This window comes from Catenuloplanes indicus (assembly GCF_030813715.1).
Classification (GTDB): domain Bacteria; phylum Actinomycetota; class Actinomycetes; order Mycobacteriales; family Micromonosporaceae; genus Catenuloplanes; species Catenuloplanes indicus.
Genome location: NZ_JAUSUZ010000001.1, coordinates 4505055 through 4525303, shown reverse-complemented (window position 1 = coordinate 4525303; position 20249 = coordinate 4505055). Strand labels below are relative to the sequence as shown.

Here is a 20249-nt window from a genome sequence, read left to right as displayed (position 1 = left end):
CACGAACCATCCCCCACCCCCGTCCGGACCCAGGAGACGACATGTCGTTCTCGCCGTACGTGCCCATCGTTCTGCTGTTCGTCCTCGGCGCGCTGTTCGCGCTGTTCTCCGTGTCGATCGCGCCGATCGTGGGCCCGCACCGGTACAACCGGGCCAAGCTCGACGCCTACGAGTGCGGCATCGAGCCGACACCGCAGCCGGTCGGGGGTGGGCGTTTCCCGGTCAAGTTCTATCTGACCGCGATGCTCTTCATCATCTTCGACATCGAGATCATCTTCCTCTACCCGTGGGCCGTCAGGTTCGACGCGCTCGGCCTGTTCGGCCTGGTCGAGATGGTTCTCTTCATCGGCACCGTCTTCATCGCGTACGCCTACGTCTGGCGTCGCGGCGGTCTCAACTGGGACTGAGCCTCACCCCGCACAACCCCTGCACAACCCGCACATGAACGGATTGGGAAGGAGGGCCGGGCAATGGGTATCGAGGAGAAGCTGCCGAGCGGGATTCTGCTGACCAGTGTGGAGAAGCTGTCCAACTGGGCGCGCAAGTCGTCGTTCTGGGGCGCCACCTTTGGCCTGGCATGCTGCGCCATCGAGATGATGGCGGCCGGCGGACCCCACTACGACCTGGGCCGGTGGGGGATGGAGGTGTTCCGCGCCTCGCCCCGGCAGGCCGACCTGATGATCGTCGCGGGCCGGGTGAGCCAGAAGATGGCGCCGGTCGTCCGGCAGATCTACGACCAGATGCCGGAGCCGCGCTCGGTCATCTCGATGGGCGTGTGCGCCTCGTCCGGCGGCATGTTCAACAACTACGCGATCGTCCAGGGCGTCGACCACATCGTGCCGGTCGACATCTACCTGCCCGGGTGTCCTCCACGGCCGGAGATGCTGATCGACGCGATCCTGAAGATGCGCGAGAAGGTGATGGCCGCGCCGCTCGGGCCGAACGGGCGCAAGATGCTTGAGCAGCGCACCGCCGAGGGCAAGCTGCCGCTGGTCGCGCCGGGCGCGATGCCGTCGTCCTACCGGGCCGACCCGAAGCGCCGCGCCGAGTGGGAGCAGGCCGTGCGCGAGGGCCGCGAGGAGCAGCTGCGCATCGAGAACTGGATGAAGGCGCAGAACCACCTGCGGGAGGGGGCGCGATGACGGCGCCGCAGAACCCGAGCTCGACCGCGGCCACGCCGGCCGGGGCCACCACCACCGCACCGGCGGACTATCCGCCGTCCACCCGGGCCGGCAAGGGCCTGTTCGGCGTGGCCGGCACCGGTGACACGTCCGGCTTCGGCGGGCTGGTCCGGCAGCGGCCGGTCACGGACACGCCGCCGCGCCCGTTCGGCGGCTACCTGGACGAGGTGCACGACGCGCTGCAGGAGGCGTACCCGCAGTTCGGCGACGCGGTCGAGAAGGTCGTCGTGCACCGCGGCGAGCTGACGCTGCACATCGCGCCGGAGCGGATCGCCGAGGTGTGCCGGGTGATGCGCGACGACCCGGCGCTGCGCTTCGAGCTGTGCTCGTCGGTGAACGGGGTCGACTACCTCGGTCAGGACGAGCGGCGGCTGCACGTGGCGTACCAGCTGACGTCGATGACCTTCCGCCGCCGGGTGCGGCTGGAGGTGGCGGTCAGCCCGGCCGCGCCGCAGGTGCCGAGCGTGACCGGCGTCTACCCGACGGCCGACTGGCAGGAGCGGGAGACGTACGACATGTTCGGCGTGATCTTCGTCGGCCATCCCAACCTGACCCGGATCATGATGCCGGACGACTGGGAGGGCCACCCGCAACGCAAGGACTACCCGCTCGGCGGGGTCCCGGTGGAGTACAAGGGCGCCGAGATCCCGCCGCCGGACTCGCGGAGGACCTACCAGTGACGCAGTCTGGATACGCCACCGAGCGTGACACCACCGAGGGCAAGGTCTTCACCGTCACCGGCGGGGACTGGGACCAGGTCGTCTCCGGCATCGACCCGCTCACCGACGAGCGGATCGTGGTCAACATGGGGCCGCAGCACCCGTCCACGCACGGCGTGCTCCGCCTGGTGCTGGAGCTGGAGGGCGAGACGGTCACCGAGGCGCGGCCGGTCGTCGGCTACCTGCACACCGGCATCGAGAAGAACCTCGAATACCGCAACTGGGTGCAGGGCTCGACGTTCGTGACGCGGATGGACTACCTGGCGCCGCTGCACAACGAGACCGGGTACGCGCTGGCCGTGGAGAAGCTGCTCGGCGTCGAGGAGCAGATCACCGAGCGCGCCACCACGATCCGGGTGCTGATGATGGAGCTGAACCGGATCAGTTCGCACCTGGTCTGGCTGGCCACCACCGGCATGGAGCTCGGCGCGATCTCGATGATGCTCTACGGCTTCCGCGAGCGGGAGTACATCCTGGACATCTTCGAGGAGGCGTCCGGCCTGCGGATGAACCACGCGTACATCCGGCCGGGCGGCGTCGCGCAGGACTTCCCGGAGTCCGCGGTGAAGAAGACGCGCGAGTTCCTGAAGTACCTGCCGAAGAAGCTCAAAGAGTACGAGGACATGCTCAGCGGCCAGCCGATCTGGCACGAGCGGACCAAGGGCGTCGCGGTGCTGGACGTGACCGGGTGCGTGGCGCTCGGCATCACCGGCCCGGTGCTGCGCTCCGCCGGCCTGGCCTGGGACCTGCGGAAGACCATGCCCTACTGCGGGTACGAGACGTACGAGTTCGACGTCCCGACCGCGACCACGGCCGACGTGTGGGGCCGCTACCAGGTCCGGCTCGCCGAGATCCGCGAGTCCATGAAGATCGTCGAACAGGCGCTGGACCGGCTCCGGCCCGGCCCGGTGATGATCCAGGACAAGAAGATCGGCTGGCCCGCGCAGCTGGCCATCGGCGTGGACGGCATGGGCAACTCGCTGGAGCACGTCGCCAAGATCATGGGTCAGTCGATGGAGTCGCTGATCCACCACTTCAAGCTGGTCACCGAGGGCTTCCGGGTCCCGGCCGGCCAGGTCTACGTGCAGATCGAGGCGCCGCGCGGCGAGCTCGGCGTGCACGCGGTCTCCGACGGTGGCACGCGCCCGTACCGGGTGCACTACCGCGAGCCGAGCTTCGTCAACCTGCAGGCCATTCCCGCGATGGCCGAGGGCGCACTGCTGGCGGACGTCATCGCCGGCGGCGCATCGCTGGATCCGGTCATGGGTGGATGTGATCGCTAGATGACGACGACGGTCTTCACGGAAACGGTCTACGAGCGGGCACGGGCGATCCTGGCCCGCTACCCCGAGGGGCGCGAACGGTCGGCGCTGCTCCCGCTGCTGCACCTGGTGCAGAGCGAGGAGGGGTACGTCAGCCCGGCCGGTGTGGCGTTCTGCGCCGAGGTGCTGGGCATCAACAAGGCTCAGGTCGGCGCGGTCGCCACGTTCTACACGATGTACAAGCGCCGGCCCACCGGCGACTGGCTGGTCAGCGTCTGCACGAACACCATGTGCAACGTGCTCGGCGGTCAGGAGGTCTACGACACGCTCTCCGAGACACTCGGCGTCAGGCACGACGAGACCACGGCGGACGGCACGATCACGCTGGAGCACGCGGAGTGCCTCGCGGCCTGCGACTACGGGCCGGTGATGACCGTCAACTACGACTTCTTCGACAACGTCACGCCGGATTCGGCGGTAGCGGTCGTCGAGGGCCTGCGCAGTGGCGACCTGCCGAAGCCCAGCCGGGCGCCGCGGCTCTGCACGCTCAAGGAGATGGCGGTGCAGCTGGCCGGCTTCTCCGACCCGCGCGAGGGCGCGGTGGGCGAGGGTGTCGCCGGTGCGCCGACGCTGCGCGGTGTCACGCTCGCCCAGCAGCACGGCATCTCGGTGGCCGGGTTCAACCTGGACACGCCGATCCCGCGCAAGGAGGCGGACGGTTCCTCCGCTCCGGCGAAGTCGGCACCGGCGAAGGTGGCGGCGGCGGTCAAGTCGGCCGTCTCGACCGCCAAGGACGCGGTCACGCACCGCAAACCCAGCGACAGCTCCGGTGGCGACGTCAAGGATCCGGAGATCCGCGCGGCCGAGGCCCGCAATCCCGACGCGAAGACGCCCGAGCCGGACGCGTCCGGCCGTACCGCACCGGGAGGCACCGGCGACGCGGCCGGCGACGCCAAACCGGCCGGTGACGACCCGGGCCCGCAGCAGCAGAACCTCAAGGACGCCCAATGAGCTTTTCGGACTCTCGGGAGGAACGGTGACCTCTCCTCGGCGTGAAGTGCTGGAGAAGCTGACTCCGGTGCTGACCAAGCGCTGGCTCTCGCCGGACGCATGGGACATCGACGTCTATGAGCGGCTGGACGGCTACGCGGCCCTGCGCAAGGCGCTCGGCGTCCACCCAGATGATCTTATCCAATTGATCAAGGATTCGGGACTGCGCGGACGAGGTGGTGCGGGCTTTCCGACCGGGCTCAAATGGGGCTTCATCCCGCAGGGCGACGGCAAGCCGCACTACCTGGTGATCAACGCCGATGAAGGCGAGCCGGGGACCTGCAAGGACCTGCCGCTGATGACGCACGACCCGCACGCGCTGGTCGAGGGCGCAATCATCGCCTCCTATGCGATTCGAGCCGAGCGCGCCTACATCTACATCAGAGGTGAGGCAGTTCACGCCGCGCGGCGTCTGCGGAACGCGGTCGACCAGGCCTACGCGAAGGGATATCTGGGACAAAACATCCTGGGTAGCGGTCTGAACCTCGACCTGGTCGTGCACAGCGGTGCCGGTGCCTACATCTGCGGCGAGGAGACCGCGCTGCTCGACTCGCTCGAGGGCTTCCGCGGCCAGCCCCGGCTGCGGCCGCCGTTCCCGGCCACGCACGGGCTCTACGCCAGCCCGACCGTGGTCAACAACGTCGGGACGATCGCCAGCGTGCCGTACATCGTGCTGGGCGGCGCGGCCTGGTGGAAGAGCATGGGCACGGAGAAGTCGGCCGGCCCGATGATCTACTCGCTCTCCGGCCGGATCAACAACCCCGGCCAGTACGAGTGCGGGCTCGGCATCACGCTGCGCGAGCTGATCGAGCTGGCCGGCGGCATGCAGCCGGGCCACGAGCTGAAGTTCTGGACGCCGGGCGGCTCGTCCACGCCGCTGCTGGCCGCGGAGCACATCGACACCCCGATGGACTTCGAGGGCGTGGCCGCGGCCGGGTCGATCCTGGGCACCACGGCCACCCAGATCTTCAGCGACCAGGACTGCCCGGTCTACGCGACGTACCGGTGGCTGGAGTTCTACCACCACGAGTCGTGCGGCAAGTGCACCCCGTGCCGCGAGGGCAACTACTGGATGGTCCGGGTGTTCCGCCGGATCCTGGCCGGCGAGGGCACCCACGCCGACCTGGACACGCTGCTGGACACCTGCGACAACGTGCTCGGCCGCTCATTCTGCGGCCTCGGTGACGGTGCGACCAGCTCGGTGACGTCCTCGCTGAAGTACTTCAAGCAGGACTACCTGGACTACATCGAGGGCCGGAAGGCACCCCGGCTCTCCGCCAAGCAGCTGGTGGGGGCCCACTGATGACGGACGTAGCGAAGAAGGCCGACACCGTCACACTGACGATCGACGGCATCGAGGTGACCGCGCCGAAGGGTGCGCTGCTGATCCGGGTCGCGGAGCAGCTCGGGATCGCCATCCCGCGCTTCTGCGACCACCCGCTGCTCGCCCCGGCCGGCGCCTGCCGCCAGTGCCTGGTCGAGGTGGAGGGGCAGCGCAAGCCGGTCGCCTCGTGCACGCAGACGGTCGCGGACGGCATGGTCGTCAAGACACAGCTCACCTCGCCGGTCGCCGCGAAGGCGCAGGGCGGCGTGATGGAGCTGCTGCTGATCAACCACCCGCTCGACTGCCCGATGTGCGACAAGGGCGGCGAGTGCCCGCTGCAGAATCAGGCGATGTCGACCGGCCGGGCCGACTCGCGCTTCGTCGAACAGAAGCGCGAATATCAGAAGCCGATCAACATCTCCAGTCAGGTGCTGCTGGACCGCGAGCGGTGCGTGCTCTGCCAGCGGTGCACCCGGTTCTCCGAGGAGATCGCCGGTGACAAGTTCATCGACCTGATGGACCGGTCGTCCGGGGAGCAGATCAACACGTACCGGGACGACTTCTTCGGCGGCACCAAGACCGGTGACGTCGCGTCCGAGGGTGACGTGCTGTTCAACTCGTACTTCTCCGGCAACACCGTGCAGATCTGCCCGGTCGGCGCGCTCACCGGGGCGCAATATCGCTTCCGGGCCCGGCCGTTCGACCTGGTCAGCACGCCGAGCGTGTGCGAGCACTGCTCGGCCGGCTGCGCGATGCGCACGGACTGGCGGCGCGGCAAGGTGATGCGGCGGCTGGCCGGCGACGATCCGGCGGTCAACGAGGAGTGGAACTGCGACAAGGGCCGGTGGGGCTTCCGGTACGCGACCGCGTCCGACCGGCTCACCAACCCGCTGATCCGGGAGAACGGCGAGCTGCGCGAGGCGTCGTGGAGCGAGGCGTTCGCGGTCGCGGCCGACGGGCTGCGCGCGGCCCGGGACGGCGGATCGGGCGTCGGCGTGCTGACCGGCGGCCGGCTCACGGTCGAGGACGCGTACGCGTACGCGAAGTTCGCCCGGGTCGCGCTGCGGACCAATGACATCGATTTCCGGGCCCGGCCGGTCTCCGCGGAGGAGACGGACTTCCTGGCCTCGTCCGTGGTCGGCCGGACCGACGTGCAGTACAGCGACGTGGACACCGCGCCCGCCGTGGTGTTCGCCGGGCTGGAGCCGGAGGAGGAGTGCCCGATCCTCTTCCTGCGGGTCCGCAAGGCGTTCACCAAGCGCCGGCTGCCGGTGCTGGCGCTCGCGCCGTTCCTGTCCCGCGGCTTCGAGAAGCTGGGCGCGGTGCTGGTCGGCGCGGTGCCGGGCGACGAGGCGCGGCTGCTCGGCGAGGATGCGTCGATCGCCTCCGCGCTGTCCCAGCCGGGCGCGATCCTGTTCGTCGGCGAGCGGCTGGCCACCGTGCCGGGTGCGCTCTCCGCGGCGGCCGCGCTCGCCTCCCGTACCGGTGCGAAGCTGGCCTGGGTTCCCAGGCGGGCCGGCGACCGGGGCGCGATCGACGCCGGGTGCCTGCCGCACCTGCTGCCCGGCGGCCGGCTGGTCACCGAGGCGGCCGCGCGCGCGGAACTCTCCGCGGCGTGGGACGTCGAGCCCGGCGTGATCCCGTCGAGCCCGGGCCGGAGCACCGACGACATCATCGCGGCGGCCGCCACCGGCCGGATCGGCGCGCTGGTGGTAGCCGGTGTCGACCCGGCCGACCTCGCCGACCCCCGGCAGGCCGAGGCCGCGCTGGACGCGGTGCCGTTCCTGGTCAGCCTGGAACTGCGGGCGACCGCGGTCACCCGCCGCGCGGACGTGATCTTCCCGATCGCGCCGGTGGTGGAGAAGGCCGGGTCGTTCGTGGACTGGGAGGGGCGGCTGCGCACGTTCGAGGCCGTCCTGCGCACCACCGCGATGACCGACGCGCGGGTGCTCGACGCGCTCGCCGCGCAGCTCGGCACCGCGCTGAACACCGGCGACGTCAACGAGGTCCGCCGCGAGCTGGGCAGCCTGCCGGCCACCCGGGCCCGGCGCCCGATGGCCCCGGCGGTGGACCCGGTGGCTCCGGCACAGCCGGGCACGCACGAGGCGGTTCTGGCCACCTGGCACCAGCTGATCGACCTGGGCTCGCTGACCGACGGCGACGAACACCTCAACGGTACGGCCCGGCCGCCGGTGGTCCGGCTGTCCCGCACCACGGCCGCCGCGCTCGGCGTGCGCGACGGCGCACCGGTCACGGTCGGTGCGGAGCGTGGCGCGGTCACGCTGCCCGCGCTGATCACCGAGATGGCCGACGGCGTCGTCTGGCTGCCGACCAACTCGCCCGGCTCGACCGTGCGGCGCTCGCTCGGCGCGGCCGGGTCGATCGTCCGGCTGTCCGCGGCGGCATCACCGAACGGGGCCGGCCCGCTCCTGGCCCAACGCACCGCGGGAGGTGACTCGTAATGGATCCCACGCTCCAGACCTTCGAGAACGACGTCTGGTGGATCGCGCTGATCAAGGTGCTCGGCGTCTTCGTCCTGCTCCTGCTGCTGACGCTGTTCACCATCAACTACGAGCGCAAGGTCGTGGCCCGGATGGCGGTCCGGCCCGGGCCGAACCAGGTCGGGCCGAAGGGCTGGCTGCAGAGCCTCACGGATGGCCTGAAGCTGCCGTTCAAGGAGGAGATCATCCCGCGTACGGCGGACAAGGTGATCTACTTCATCGCCCCGGTCATCTCCGCGACCTGTGCGTTCACCGCGTTCTCGGTCATCCCGTTCGGCCCGGTGGTCTCGATCTTCGGGCAGCAGACCGCGTTGCAGGTCACCGACGTGCCGGTCTCGGTGCTGGTCGTGCTGGCCTGCGCGTCGATCGGCATCTACGGCGTGGTGCTGGCCGGCTGGGCGTCCGGGTCGACGTACCCGCTGCTCGGCGGCCTCCGGTCGAGCGCCCAGATGATCTCGTACGAGGTCGCGATGGGTCTGTCGATCGTGGCGGTCTTCATGATGGCCGGCTCGATGTCGACCTCGCAGATCGTGGCCGCGCAGGCTAACGGCCGCGAGGTCTCGCTGTTCGGGCTCGAGTTCACCGCGCCCGGCTGGTACGCGATCCTGCTCGCGCCGAGCTTCGTCATCTACGCAATCTCCGCGGTCGGTGAGACGAACCGGGCGCCGTTCGACCTGCCCGAGGCCGAGTCCGAGCTGGTCGGCGGCTTCCACACGGAGTACTCGTCGTTCAAGTTCGCGCTGTTCTTCCTGGCCGAGTACATCAACATGATCACCGTCTCGGCGCTCTGCACCACGCTCTTCCTGGGCGGCTGGCGGGCGACCTGGCCGATCACGCTCTGGTCCGGTGCGAACACCGGGTGGTGGCCGATGATCTGGTTCCTGTCGAAGGTGCTGCTCTGCCTGTTCGTCTTCATCTGGCTGCGGGCCACGCTGCCGCGGATGCGCTACGACCAGTTCATGCGGTTCGGGTGGAAGGTCCTGATCCCGGTCAACCTGGTGTGGATCCTGCTGCTCGCCACCGTGCGCGTGCTGCAGACCTCGGACCTGGGCTCGCAGACCCGCTGGACGCTGATCGGCGCCGCCGTCCTCGTGGTGGTGCTGGTCGCGGTGCTCTGGCCGTCCGGCAAGAAGGCCGCGGCCGGACCGAGCCTGGCCGACCAGGTCGCGGCCCGGCCGCAGGGCAGCTTCCCGCTGCCGCCGCTCGACCTGCAGGTGCCGCCGAGCCCGCGCGCGGTCCGCCAGGTCGCCCAGCGTCAGCCGGCGGATGCCAGCTCTGCTTCAGAGAAGAGTGAGGTGTGACATGGGCGTGATGGATCCCTTCAAGGGCTTCGGCGTGACCTTCTCCCACATGTTCCGGAAGGTCATCACCACCGACTACCCGTTCAAGCCGCCGGTGTCCGCGCCGCGCTACCACGGCCGGCACATCCTCAACCGGCACCCGGACGGTCTGGAGAAGTGCATCGGCTGCGAGCTGTGCGCCTGGGCCTGCCCGGCCGACGCGATCTTCGTCGAGGGCGGGGACAACACCGAGGACGAGCGCTACTCGCCCGGCGAGCGGTACGCGAAGAATTACCAGATCAACTACGCGCGCTGCATCTTCTGCGGGCTCTGCATCGAGGCCTGCCCGACCCGTTCGCTGACCATGTCGAACGAGTACGAGCTGGCCCGCGACTCCCGGCAGGACCTCATCTTCACCAAGGAACAGCTGCTCGCGCCGCTGCTGGAGGGGATGAGCAAGCCGCCGCACGCGATGTTCCTGGGTGACAGCGAGAAGGACTACTACGTCGGCGCGCTGGAGAACCCGGGTACGTCCGCCGGCGCGGAGAAGGCGCCCTGGAGCGACGCTTCGACCACCGACGCGGCGGTGAGGCCGGCATGATCACTGAACTATCCGGCGGTGAGACCGCGCTGTTCTGGATCCTGGCGCCGCTCGCGGTGATCGGGGCGCTCGGCATGGTGCTGGCCCGCAACGCGGTGCACTCCGCGCTCTGGCTCGTCGTCACCATGCTCTGCCTCGGCGTCTTCTACGTCGCCCAGGCCGGCCCGTTCATCGGCATGGCCCAGATCATCGTCTACACCGGCGCGATCATGATGCTGTTCCTGTTCGTACTGATGCTGGTCGGCCGGGACGCGTCCGACTCGCTGATCGAGACGTTGCGCGGCCAGCGGGTCGCCGCGATCGTGCTCGGCCTCGGCTTCGCCGGCCTGGTCGGTGCGGGCCTGTCCCGCGCGCTGGCCGGCACCGGCGCGATCGGGCTGGCCGCGGCGAACGAGGGCGGCAACCTGGAGGGCATCGCGAGTCTGCTGTTCACCAGGTACGTCCTCGCGTTCGAGGTCACCTCCGGGCTGCTGATCAGCGCCGCGGTCGGTGCGATGATCCTGGCCCACGTCGAGCGGGCCAAGGGCGAGAAGCCGACGCAGGTGGAGCGGATGAAGGCCCGGTTCGCGCCGGGCAGCTACCCCGGGCCGAAGGCCGGTCCCGGCGTCTTCGCCACGTCCGACTCGGTCGCCACACCGGCCCGGCTGCCGGACGGGACGTTCGCCGAGCGCAGCATCTCGAAGATCCTCCCGGTTCGCGAGCTGACCTCCCAGGAGTCGGCGCCCAAGGGGACGGAGAAGTAGATGTCACCCTCCGCCTACATCGTGCTGTCCGCGATCCTGTTCACGATCGGCGCGTCCGGCGTGCTGATCCGCCGCAACGCGATCGTGCTGTTCATGTGCATCGAGCTGATGCTCAACGCCGCGAATCTCGCGCTGGTCACCTTCAGCCGGATCAACGGAAACCTCGACGGCCAGATCATGGCGTTCTTCGTCATGGTCGTCGCGGCCGCCGAGGTGGTGGTCGGCCTGGCGATCATCATGTCGATCTTCCGGACCCGGCGTTCCGCGAGCGTCGACGACGCCAACCTCCTGAAGTACTAAGGGGCCGACTGTGGAACAACACACGGTGGAGTACGCCCAGGCCACGGGACTGCTGGGGCAGATGTGGCTACTGGTGGCGATCCCGCTGGCCAGCGCCGCGCTGCTCCTGCTGCTCGGCCGCCGCGCCGACCGCTGGGGTCACTGGCTCGGCGTGCTGGCCCCGGCGGCGTCGTTCGTCCTCGGGCTGACCCTCTTCGCCCAGCTCAGCGGGCTGGAGAACAAATCCGTCGAGCTGTCGCTGTGGCAGTTCATCGACGTCTTCGCGTTCCAGGTCGACTTCGGCCTGCTGTACGACCCGCTCTCCGCGGTGTTCGTGCTGCTGATCACCGGCGTCGGCTCGCTGATCCACCTGTACGCGGTGGAGTACATGCGTCACGACGAGGGGCGTCGCCGGTTCTTCGGCTACTTCAACCTCTTCGTCGCGGCCATGCTGCTGCTGGTGCTCGGCAACAACTACGTGATGCTCTACGTCGGCTGGGAGGGCGTCGGTCTCGCGTCGTACCTGCTGATCTCGTTCTGGTACACCAGGCCGGCCGCCGCGACCGCGGGCAAGAAGGCATTCCTGATGAACCGGGTCGGCGACGCCGGCTTCGCGATCGCCATCTTCCTGATGTTCGCCACGCTCGGCACCACGCAGTACGACGAGGTCTTCAGCAACGTCGGCGCGTTGAGCGCCGGCCTGGTGCTGGCCATCGGCCTCCTGCTGCTGCTCGGCGCGACCGGCAAGTCCGGCCAGTTCCCGCTGCAGGCGTGGTTGCCGGACGCGATGGAGGGCCCGACCCCGGTCTCCGCGCTCATCCACGCGGCCACCATGGTCACCGCGGGCGTCTACCTGATCGCCCGCTCCAACCCGGTCTTCTCCGCGAACACCACGCTGCAGACCACGGTGGTCGCGATCGGCGCGCTGACGTTGGTGATCGGCTGCATCATCGGCTGCGCCAAGGACGACATCAAGCGCGTGCTGGCCTGGTCGACGGTCTCGCAGATCGGCTACATGTTCCTTGGCGTCGGGCTCGGCGGCGGGGCGTACGCGCTGGCCATCGTGCATCTGCTGGCGCACGGCTTCTTCAAGGCGGGCCTGTTCCTCGGCGCCGGCTCGGTGATGCACGGGATGAACGACCAGACCGACATCCGGCGGTTCGGCGGGCTGGCCAAGCACATGCGGATCACCTGGGCCACGTTCGGCCTGGGCTGGCTCGCGATCATCGGCATGTTCCCGTTCTCCGGCTTCTTCTCCAAGGAGCCGATCATCGCGGCCGCGTTCGAACGGGAGGACTGGACCGCCTGGCTCTTCGGCGGCGCCGCGCTGCTCGGTGCCGGGCTGACCGCGTTCTACATGACGCGGCTGTTCGTGCTGACCTTCCACGGCCCGAAGCGCTGGACGGATGACGTGCACCCGCACGAGTCGCCCGCGCTGATGACGGTCCCGCTGATCCTGCTGGCGGTCGGCTCGGTCGCGTCCGGTTTCCTGCTCTCCACGAGCGTGCCGGACTGGCTCACCCCGACGCTCGGCACGCACGAGGGCGAGCACCACGCGGTCCTGTCGCACACGGTCATCACGATCCTGTCGCTCGGCGTCACCGTGCTCGGCGCCGGCCTCGCCTGGATGCTGTTCCGTAACGGCACGGCCGAGCGGGAGGAGCCCGCGGGCGTGCTCGTCACCGCGGCCCGCCGGAACCTCTACGCGGACACGTTCAACGAGTGGGTGTTCGAGCGTCCCGGCCTGTACCTGACCCGTGCGCTGGTGTTCCTCGACAACCGAGGCGTCGACGGCGTGGTCAACGGGCTCGCGGCCGCGGTCGGCGGCGGATCCAGCCGGTTGCGGCGGATGCAGACCGGCTTCGTCCGCTCCTATGCCATGTCGATCCTCACCGGCGCGCTGGTGGTCACGGCGGCGTTCGTCGCGCTGCAGTTGGGGTGGTTGGTGTGAGCTCCTTTCCCTACCTGTCGGTGCTGACCGTGGCGCCGCTGGTCGGCGCGCTGGTCGTGGCGTTCCTGCCACGCAGCCGGCCCGAACTGGCCAAGTGGCTCACGCTCGCCTGGTCGCTCGGCATCCTGGCGCTGACCGTGGCGCTCTGGCTGGCGTTCGACGCCGGTGGCGAGCGGCTCCAGCTGCGCGAGTCGTACCCGTGGATCCCCGGCTGGGGCGTGAACTTCACGTTCGCGGTGGACGGCATCGCGCTCGTCATGCTGATGCTGATCGCGGTGCTGGTGCCGATCGTCATCCTGGCGGCCTGGCACGAGGCGGACGCCAGCGGACGGTCGGTGCCGGTCTACTTCGCGCTGCTGCTGGCGCTGGAGTCGACGATGATCGGCGTCTTCGCGGCCGCCGACGTCTTCCTCTTCTACGTCTTCTTCGAGGTCATGCTGGTGCCGATGTACTTCCTCATCGGCTCCTACGGCGGCGCCAAGCGGCAGTACGCGGCGGTCAAGTTCTTCCTTTACTCGCTGGTCGGCGGCTTGTTCATGCTCGCCGCCGTGATCGGGCTGTGGGTGGCCGGCGGCAAGACGTTCGACTGGGCGGCACTGACCCAGATCGACATGTCGGCCGGGACCGAGCGCTGGCTGTTCCTCGGCTTCTTCCTCGCGTTCGCGATCAAGGCGCCGTTCTTCCCGTTCCACACCTGGCTGCCGGACGCCGGTGGCGTGGCACCGGCCGGTGCGGGCGCGCTGCTGGTCGGGATACTCGACAAGGTCGGCACGTTCGGCATCCTGCGTTACTGCCTGCCGCTCTTCCCGGACGCGTCCCGCTACTTCGCGCCGCTCGCACTGGTGCTCGGCGTGATCGGCATCATCTACGCGGCGCTGCTCGCGGTCGGGCAGAACGACCTCAAGCGGCTGGTGTCGTACACGTCGATCGCGCACTTCGGCTTCATCGGCGTCGGCATCTTCGCGTTCACCACTCAGGCCGGCACCGGCGCGGTGCTCTACATGGTCAACCACGGCCTCGCCACCGGCCTGCTGTTCCTGGTCGTCGGCATGCTCGTGGCCCGGCGCGGCTCCGCGCTGATCAGCGACTTCGGCGGCGCCGGGAAGTACGTGCCGCTGCTGGCCGGCGTGCTGTTCTTCGCCGGTCTGGCGTCGCTGGCCATGCCCGGCACCGCGCCGTTCGTCTCCGAGTTCCTGGTGCTGATCGGCACGTTCACGGTGAACAAGCCGATCGCGATCATCGCGACGCTCGGCATCGTGCTCGCGGCCGCGTACGTGCTCTGGATGGTCCAGCGCACCGTGCAGGGCACCCCGAACCCGGCGCTGGCCGAGGTCGAGGGCATGCGGCGGGACATCACGCTGCGCGAGAAGGTCGTGGTCGCGCCGCTGATCGCGATGATCATCGTGTTCGGCTTCTACCCGAAGCCGATCACCGACGTCATCAACCCGGCCGTGCAGGCCACCATGCAGGACGTCGGCGCGACGGACCCCGCACCCACGGCGATCACCGAGGCGGCGAAGTGACCATGGACGAACTCAAGGCACCCTCCATCGACTACGCGGCCGTCGCGCCGATCCTCATCCTGTTCGGCGCGGCCTGCCTCGGCGTGGTCACCGAGGCGTTCGTGCCCCGGCGGGCCCGGCACGCGGTGCAGCTGAGCCTGGCGCTGCTGGCCACGGTCGCCGGCCTCGCCATGGTGATCACCCAGGCGTCCACCCGGGTCACCACGGCCGCCGGTGCGGTTGCCATCGACGGCCCAGCGGTATTCCTCCAGGGCGCGATCCTGGCGCTCGCGCTGGTGTCGCTGCTGCTGATGGGCGAGCGGAAGCTGGAGGCCGGTGGCGCGTTCGTGCCGCAGGCCGCGATCACGGTCGGCTCCGACGCGGACGTCCGGCAGGCGGCCCGCACGCCCGGCCTGACCGAGGTCTACCCGATCTCGCTCTTCGCGATCGCCGGCATGCTGCTCTTCGTCGCCGCGAACGACCTGCTCACCATGTTCATCGCGCTCGAGGTCTTCTCGCTGCCGCTCTACCTGCTCTGCGCGCTCGCCCGTCGCCGGCGGCTGCTCAGCCAGGAGGCCGCGCTGAAGTACTTCCTGCTCGGGTCGTACGCGTCCGCGTTCTTCCTGTTCGGCGTGGCGCTCATCTATGGCTTCGCCGGCGCGGTCGACCTCGGCAGCGTCCGTGCCGCGGCCGCCGAGTCCGACCGCGACCCGCTGCTGCTCTATGCGGGCCTGGCGATGCTCTCCATCGGCCTGCTGTTCAAGACCGCGGCGGTGCCGTTCCACGTCTGGACGCCGGACGTCTACCAGGGCGCGCCGACACCGGTCACCGCGTTCATGGCCGCGTGCACCAAGGTTGCCGCGTTCGGCGCGCTGCTGCGCGTGCTCTACGTCGGCTTCAACGGCCTGAGCTGGGACTTCACGCCGATCCTGGGCGTCGTCGCGGTGCTCACCATGATCATTGGTGCGGTGCTGGCCGTGACCCAGACCGACATCAAGCGGCTGCTGGCCTACTCGTCCATCGCGAACGCCGGATATCTGCTGGTCGGCGTGCTGGCCAGCGGTGAGGCCGGGCTCGCCAGCACCATGTTCTACCTGGTCGCGTACGGGTTCACGGTGATCGGCGCGTTCGCCGTGGTGATGCTGGTCCGGGACGCGGACGGCGAGGCCGGTCACCTGTCCCGCTGGGCCGGGCTCGGCCGCCGGTCGCCGCTGATCGCCGGGCTGTTCACGTTCATCCTGCTGGCGTTCGCCGGAATCCCGATGACCAGCGGGTTCATCAGCAAGTTCGCGGTCTTCGGAGCCGCGATCGAGGGTGGGCAGACCTGGCTGGTGATCGCCGGCGTGATCAGCAGCATCGTGCTCGCGTTCCCGTACCTGCGGGTCGTGGTCATGATGTGGCTCTCCGACCCGAGCGAGGCCACGCCGACCGTCTCCGTCCCCGGCGTGTTCACCACGGCCGCGCTGACCATCGGCGTGGCGATGACGCTGCTCCTCGGCGTGGCCCCGTCCCTGCTCCTGGACCTGACCAGCGGCGCCGCCGAGTTCGTCCAGTAGCGCCGTGTTCCCCCACAGGGCTGGCCTGCCACGCATATGGCATCGTAGAGTCGTGGCAGGCCTTACCCCAGGTGCAGAGCATGCGAGCGGGATCGACTTCGTCGACCCCGCCATCGAGGCGTCGGTGTCGGCGATCCTCGAGGAGGTCGAGGCCAGTCTCCGGGACAGCGTCGACAGTGCGGATCCGCTGGTCCGCGAGGCGTCGATGCACCTCGTCTCGGCCGGCGGCAAGCGCTTCCGGCCGCTGCTGGTCGCGGTCGGCGCCCACCTCGGCGACCCGACCGAGTCGCGCGTGACCCAGGCCGCGGTGGTCATGGAGATGACCCACCTCGCCACGCTCTACCACGACGACGTCATGGACGAGGCCGCCGTCCGGCGGGGTGCGCCCAGCGCCAACAGCCGCTGGACGAACTCGGTCGCGATCCTGGTCGGCGACTACCTGTTCGCCCGCGCCGCGGACATATCGGCCGATCTCGGCACCGAGGCGGTTCGGCTGCAGGCGCGCACGTTCTCGCAGCTGGTGCAGGGCCAGCTGGCCGAGACCGTGGGTCCGCGCGACGGCGACCCGATCGCGCACCACCTGAAGGTCATCGAGGACAAGACCGCCTCGCTGATCGCCACGTCCGCCCGGTTCGGGGGTCTCTTCGCCGGTGCACCGGCCGACCAGGTCGACGCGCTCGCCGGGTACGGGATATCGATGGGCATCGCGTTCCAGCTCTCCGACGACCTGCTGGACATCGCGTCCGAGTCGATCCAGTCCGGCAAGACGCCCGGCACCGACCTCCGTGAGGGCGTACCGACGCTGCCGGTGCTCTACGCGCTCGCCTCGGACGACGCGGACGCCGCCTCGGTCCGGCTGCGCGAGCTGCTGTCCATGGGCCCGCTGGTCGACGACGCGCTGCACGCGGAGGCGCTCGGCCTGCTGCGCGAGTCACCGGCGATGAAACGCGCCCGGGAGACGGTCCGCTCGTACGCGGAGGAGGCCCGCAGCCGGATAGCGGTGCTGCCGGACGGCCCGACGCGCCGCACGCTCGAGGGCCTCTGCGACTTCATCTCCGACAGAACCTCTTAAAAGCCTTCAAAGCGGATATTCCCGCTTCCGGCGTGGCCCGGCCCGCATGCTCCCGCGGGCCGGCGGTGTCGTCGTTGGTCACCGAAACCCCGCCCGGCGTCGCCCAGCTGCGGGCCGGGCGATGTGATCGGGGACAATGGCGGTGTCGGTTCTCCGGGAGGGTGTAACAGGTCGTGGCTGCTGGCAGCGATGTTGACTGGGTCAATCGGTTCGCGGACGAGGTGATCGCGGAAGCGGAGCGCCGTGCGCCGGGCAAGCCGATCGTCTGTGCGAGCGGGCTCAGCCCGTCCGGCCCGATCCACCTCGGCAACCTGCGCGAGGTGATGACGCCGCACCTGGTCGCGGACGAGATCCGCCGGCGCGGCCACGACGTCGTGCACATCATCTCCTGGGACGACTTCGACCGGTACCGGAAGGTGCCGAAGGGGATCGCCGGCATCGACCCCGAGGACCCGGCCTGGCAGGCGCACATCGGCAAGCCGCTGACCCGTGTCCCGGCGCCGCCCGGCAGCGAGCACTCCAGCTGGGCCGCCCACTTCAAGGCCGCGATGATCGAGTCGCTGGCGGAGCTGGGCGTGGAGTACCGCGGCATCAGCCAGACCGAGATGTACACCTCCGGCGCGTACCGTGATCAGGTCCTGCTGGCGATGCGGGAGCGCGGCCGGATCGACGCGATCCTGGACCGCTATCGGACCAAGGACCGCGACGCCGCCGCGCCGAAGAAGGGCCCGAAGCAGCAGGGGCCGAAGCTGGACGAGGCCGACGAGGCCGCCGCCGCGGAGGCCGCCGAGGGCTCCGGCGCGGCCGACGAGGACGACGGCGCGACCGCGGGCGGCTACTACCCGTTCAAGCCGTTCTGCGCGGACTGCGGCAAGGACTTCACCACCGTCGTCGCGTACGACGACGAGAGCACCGAACTGACCTACACCTGCGTCTGCGGGCACACCGCGACCGTGCTGCTGAACGAGTTCACGGACGGCAAGCTGGTCTGGAAGGTCGACTGGCCGATGCGCTGGGCCTACGAGGGTGTCGTCTTCGAGCCCTCCGGCGTGGACCACCAGTCGCCGGGCAGTTCGTTCGTGGTCGGCGGGCAGATCGTGGCCGAGATCTTCGGCGGCGAGCGGCCGATCGGCCCGATGTACGCGTTCGTCGGCATCTCCGGGCAGGCGAAGATGTCCAGCTCCAAGGGGGGTGTGCCGACGCCGGGCGACGCGCTGGGGATCATGGAGCCGGCGCTGCTGCGCTGGCTGTACGCGCGTCGCCGGCCGAACCAGTCGTTCAAGGTCGCGTTCGACCAGGAGATCCAGCGCCTCTACGACGAGTGGGACGCGCTGGAGAAGCGGATCGCGGCCGGCACCGCGAACGAGGTGGACGCGGCCGTGCACGCGCGCTCGGCGACCACCGCTGCCGGGCCGCTGCCGGTCACGCCGCGGCCGGTGGCGTACCGCATGCTGGCCAGCGTCGCGGACATCACCACCGGCGACGAGACGCAGATGCTGCGGATCCTGCACGACCTGGACCCGGAGTCGCCGGTGCGGAGCCTGGCCGAGGTGCGGCCGCGGCTCGACCGCGCGGCCACCTGGGTGGCCACCCAGGTGCCGGCCGAGCAGCGGACCCGGCTGCGGGACGAGCCGGACCTGGATCTGATCAAGAGCCTGGACGACACGCAGCGGGAGTCGCTGCGGCTGCTGGTGGCCGGGCTGGACGAGCACTGGTCGCTGGAGGGCCTGACCACGCTGGTCTACGGCGTGCCGAAGGTGCTGGCCGGGCTGCCGCCGGACACCAAGCCGACACCGGAGCTGAAGGTGGCGCAGCGGACGTTCTTCGCGCTGCTCTACCACCTGCTGGTCGGCCGGGACACCGGCCCGCGCCTGCCCACGCTGCTGCTCGCGGCCGGTGCCGACCGGGTCCGCCGCCTGCTGTCCGCCTGATCCGGCGCCGTTCGTCCGAGGCGCCGCCCCGTTTGCGGGCGGCGCCTCGTTCACGTCGCGGTGTGGGCGCGGCGGAGGAGGGCGGCGCCGAGCGCCATGCAGAGCGCGGCCCCCAGCATGGCGCTGGCGGCCGTGAGCCACATGGTGGTGTATCCGAAGTGGGTGGCGACGAATCCGAGCGTCAGCGGGCCCAGGCAGCCGCCCGCGTAGACCCCGGTCTGGGTGACCGAGGTGGCGGCGGCCGGTGCCTGTGGGTGCAGGCGCACCACCGCGAAGTTCATCAGGCCGGGCCAGGCCCAGCCGAGGCCGAAGCCGAGTACCACGCCGGTGATCAGCACCGGGCCGCCGCCGCGCGTGAGCAGCGCCAGCCCGCCCGCACCGATGATCAGCTGGGCGGAGATCACGGTGAGCTGCCGGTCCGGCAGCCGGTCCGCGAGGTAGCCGCCGAGCACCCGGGCGACCACGCAGACCGCGCCGCCCAGCGTGAGCGCGAGCCCGGCCGGGCCGGGGTCGACGCCGCGCGCCACGGTCGCGTCGACCAGGAACGTGCCGAGCGAGTTCGCGGACCCGGACGCGAGCGTGGCCGCGACCGCCACGACGACGAGCCCGGCCGTGGCCCGGCCGGACGCGCCGGCCCGGTCCCGGTGCACGGCGGGCGCGGCCGGTGCGGCCGGCAGCGCGCTCAGCGCCAGCAGCGCCGCCAGCACGAACGCCCACCGCCAGCCGAGCGTCAGCGCTACGGTCGGTACGGCCGCGCCGGCCAGCAGCGTGGAGAGCGGGATCGCGGCCTGCTTGGTGCCGAACGACAGGCCCTGCCGTCCCGGGCGCGCGTGCCGGGCCAGGGCGGCGTTGCCGGCGATCTGACCGAGCGCGTTGGCGCCGGCGCCGGCCGCTAGCAGCAGCGTGAGTGTGAGCGCGGAGCTCGCCAGCAGCGCGATCGCGAGCAGCGACCCGGCGGAGAGCAGGATCGCGGCGCGGGCGGTGGGGCCGGAGCCGTACCGCTCGACCAGGTGTCCGGCCGGGACGGAGGCGACCGCGCTGACGCCGAAGTAGACGGAGATGGCGATGCCGAGCTGGGCCGGTGACAGCGGGAAGGACTCACCGATCTGGACCGCGAGCCCGCCGACCAGGAATCCGGGTAGGACGACCGCGATCGTGGTGGCGAGCACGCCGCCCACCGGACCGGGGGTGAAGCGGATCTTGGCCATCTCGGCAAATGCTACTGGAAACGGGCGTACCACCCAAAGTGTTATCTCGGCCACCCAAGGTCACGAGATATCTGGGTCTCTCAATCCAT

General features: G+C 70.2%; 17 protein-coding genes. 16 read left to right on the top strand and 1 reads right to left on the bottom strand.

From position 1 onward, the window contains the following. Positions 1 to 41 precede the first annotated feature (41 nt). The 16 genes from J2S42_RS20320 (at position 42) to lysS (ending at position 18952) form a co-directional block, all read left to right on the top strand. The gene (locus J2S42_RS20320; protein ID WP_307241429.1) at positions 42 to 407 is read left to right on the top strand and encodes an NADH-quinone oxidoreductase subunit A; all 366 of its coding nucleotides are present in this window, start codon (positions 42 to 44) and stop codon (positions 405 to 407) included. A gap of 63 nt (positions 408 to 470) precedes the next feature. Beyond that, positions 471 to 1142: a NuoB/complex I 20 kDa subunit family protein gene (locus J2S42_RS20315; protein ID WP_307241427.1), complete on the top strand. Its 672-nt coding sequence runs from the start codon at positions 471 to 473 to the stop codon at positions 1140 to 1142. Continuing rightward, complete coding sequence (locus J2S42_RS20310) at positions 1139 to 1861, top strand: NADH-quinone oxidoreductase subunit C (protein ID WP_307241426.1); 723 nt, start codon at positions 1139 to 1141, stop codon at positions 1859 to 1861. Before J2S42_RS20315 ends, J2S42_RS20310 begins: the two co-directional genes overlap by 4 nt. Further along, positions 1858 to 3183: an NADH-quinone oxidoreductase subunit D gene (locus tag J2S42_RS20305; RefSeq protein ID WP_307241423.1), complete on the top strand. Its 1326-nt coding sequence runs from the start codon at positions 1858 to 1860 to the stop codon at positions 3181 to 3183. Before J2S42_RS20310 ends, J2S42_RS20305 begins: the two co-directional genes overlap by 4 nt. After that, complete coding sequence (nuoE, locus tag J2S42_RS20300) at positions 3184 to 4173, top strand: NADH-quinone oxidoreductase subunit NuoE (protein WP_307241421.1); 990 nt, start codon at positions 3184 to 3186, stop codon at positions 4171 to 4173. Between the two features lie 25 nt (positions 4174 to 4198). After that, positions 4199 to 5515 (top strand): NADH-quinone oxidoreductase subunit NuoF, encoded by a 1317-nt coding sequence (gene nuoF / locus J2S42_RS20295; RefSeq protein WP_307241420.1) that lies wholly within the window; start codon positions 4199 to 4201, stop codon positions 5513 to 5515. Next, entirely contained in the window at positions 5515 to 7998 is a 2484-nt protein-coding gene (locus tag J2S42_RS20290) for an NADH-quinone oxidoreductase subunit G (protein ID WP_307241418.1), read from the top strand. Before nuoF ends, J2S42_RS20290 begins: the two co-directional genes overlap by 1 nt. Next, positions 7998 to 9338, top strand: a complete 1341-nt coding sequence (nuoH, locus tag J2S42_RS20285; RefSeq protein ID WP_307241416.1) for an NADH-quinone oxidoreductase subunit NuoH — start codon at positions 7998 to 8000, stop codon at positions 9336 to 9338. The genes J2S42_RS20290 and nuoH overlap by 1 nt, the downstream gene beginning before the upstream one ends. Positions 9339 to 9348: 10 nt before the next feature. Next, positions 9349 to 9918 (top strand): NADH-quinone oxidoreductase subunit NuoI, encoded by a 570-nt coding sequence (nuoI, locus tag J2S42_RS20280; RefSeq protein WP_307248884.1) that lies wholly within the window; start codon positions 9349 to 9351, stop codon positions 9916 to 9918. Next, a complete protein-coding gene (locus J2S42_RS20275; protein ID WP_307241414.1) occupies positions 9915 to 10661 on the top strand; it encodes an NADH-quinone oxidoreductase subunit J in 747 nt (248 codons plus the stop codon). The genes nuoI and J2S42_RS20275 overlap by 4 nt, the downstream gene beginning before the upstream one ends. Beyond that, positions 10662 to 10961, top strand: a complete 300-nt coding sequence (gene nuoK, locus J2S42_RS20270) for an NADH-quinone oxidoreductase subunit NuoK (protein WP_307241413.1) — start codon at positions 10662 to 10664, stop codon at positions 10959 to 10961. 61 nt (positions 10962 to 11022) lie between these two features. Then, positions 11023 to 12891 carry an NADH-quinone oxidoreductase subunit L gene (gene nuoL, locus J2S42_RS20265; RefSeq protein ID WP_307248883.1) on the top strand — a complete coding sequence of 623 codons (1869 nt, stop codon included), beginning with the start codon at positions 11023 to 11025 and terminating at the stop codon, positions 12889 to 12891. Next, positions 12888 to 14414 (top strand): NADH-quinone oxidoreductase subunit M, encoded by a 1527-nt coding sequence (locus J2S42_RS20260; RefSeq protein ID WP_307241411.1) that lies wholly within the window; start codon positions 12888 to 12890, stop codon positions 14412 to 14414. Before nuoL ends, J2S42_RS20260 begins: the two co-directional genes overlap by 4 nt. Positions 14415 to 14416: 2 nt before the next feature. Further along, positions 14417 to 15949 carry an NADH-quinone oxidoreductase subunit NuoN gene (gene nuoN, locus J2S42_RS20255; RefSeq protein WP_307241409.1) on the top strand — a complete coding sequence of 511 codons (1533 nt, stop codon included), beginning with the start codon at positions 14417 to 14419 and terminating at the stop codon, positions 15947 to 15949. 91 nt (positions 15950 to 16040) lie between these two features. Then, positions 16041 to 17021: a polyprenyl synthetase family protein gene (locus J2S42_RS20250; RefSeq protein ID WP_307248881.1), complete on the top strand. Its 981-nt coding sequence runs from the start codon at positions 16041 to 16043 to the stop codon at positions 17019 to 17021. A 173-nt stretch (positions 17022 to 17194) separates the two neighbouring features. Next, positions 17195 to 18952, top strand: a complete 1758-nt coding sequence (gene lysS / locus J2S42_RS20245; protein ID WP_307241408.1) for a lysine--tRNA ligase — start codon at positions 17195 to 17197, stop codon at positions 18950 to 18952. 50 nt (positions 18953 to 19002) lie between these two features. Here lysS and J2S42_RS20240 read toward each other — a convergent pair whose 3' ends face one another. After that, the gene (locus J2S42_RS20240; protein ID WP_307241406.1) at positions 19003 to 20160 is read right to left on the bottom strand and encodes an MFS transporter; all 1158 of its coding nucleotides are present in this window, start codon (positions 20158 to 20160) and stop codon (positions 19003 to 19005) included. Positions 20161 to 20249: the final 89 nt, after the last annotated feature.

Coding starts and splice junctions, on each gene's coding strand:
- J2S42_RS20320 (WP_307241429.1), top strand. CDS start 42: ATGTCGTTCTCGCCGTACGTGCCCATCGTTCTGCTGTTCGTCCTCGGC.
- J2S42_RS20315 (WP_307241427.1), top strand. CDS start 471: ATGGGTATCGAGGAGAAGCTGCCGAGCGGGATTCTGCTGACCAGTGTG.
- J2S42_RS20310 (WP_307241426.1), top strand. CDS start 1,139: ATGACGGCGCCGCAGAACCCGAGCTCGACCGCGGCCACGCCGGCCGGG.
- nuoE (WP_307241421.1), top strand. CDS start 3,184: ATGACGACGACGGTCTTCACGGAAACGGTCTACGAGCGGGCACGGGCG.
- J2S42_RS20290 (WP_307241418.1), top strand. CDS start 5,515: ATGACGGACGTAGCGAAGAAGGCCGACACCGTCACACTGACGATCGAC.
- nuoH (WP_307241416.1), top strand. CDS start 7,998: ATGGATCCCACGCTCCAGACCTTCGAGAACGACGTCTGGTGGATCGCG.
- nuoI (WP_307248884.1), top strand. CDS start 9,349: ATGGATCCCTTCAAGGGCTTCGGCGTGACCTTCTCCCACATGTTCCGG.
- J2S42_RS20275 (WP_307241414.1), top strand. CDS start 9,915: ATGATCACTGAACTATCCGGCGGTGAGACCGCGCTGTTCTGGATCCTG.
- nuoK (WP_307241413.1), top strand. CDS start 10,662: ATGTCACCCTCCGCCTACATCGTGCTGTCCGCGATCCTGTTCACGATC.
- nuoL (WP_307248883.1), top strand. CDS start 11,023: ATGTGGCTACTGGTGGCGATCCCGCTGGCCAGCGCCGCGCTGCTCCTG.
- nuoN (WP_307241409.1), top strand. CDS start 14,417: ATGGACGAACTCAAGGCACCCTCCATCGACTACGCGGCCGTCGCGCCG.
- J2S42_RS20240 (WP_307241406.1), bottom strand. CDS start 20,160: ATGGCCAAGATCCGCTTCACCCCCGGTCCGGTGGGCGGCGTGCTCGCC.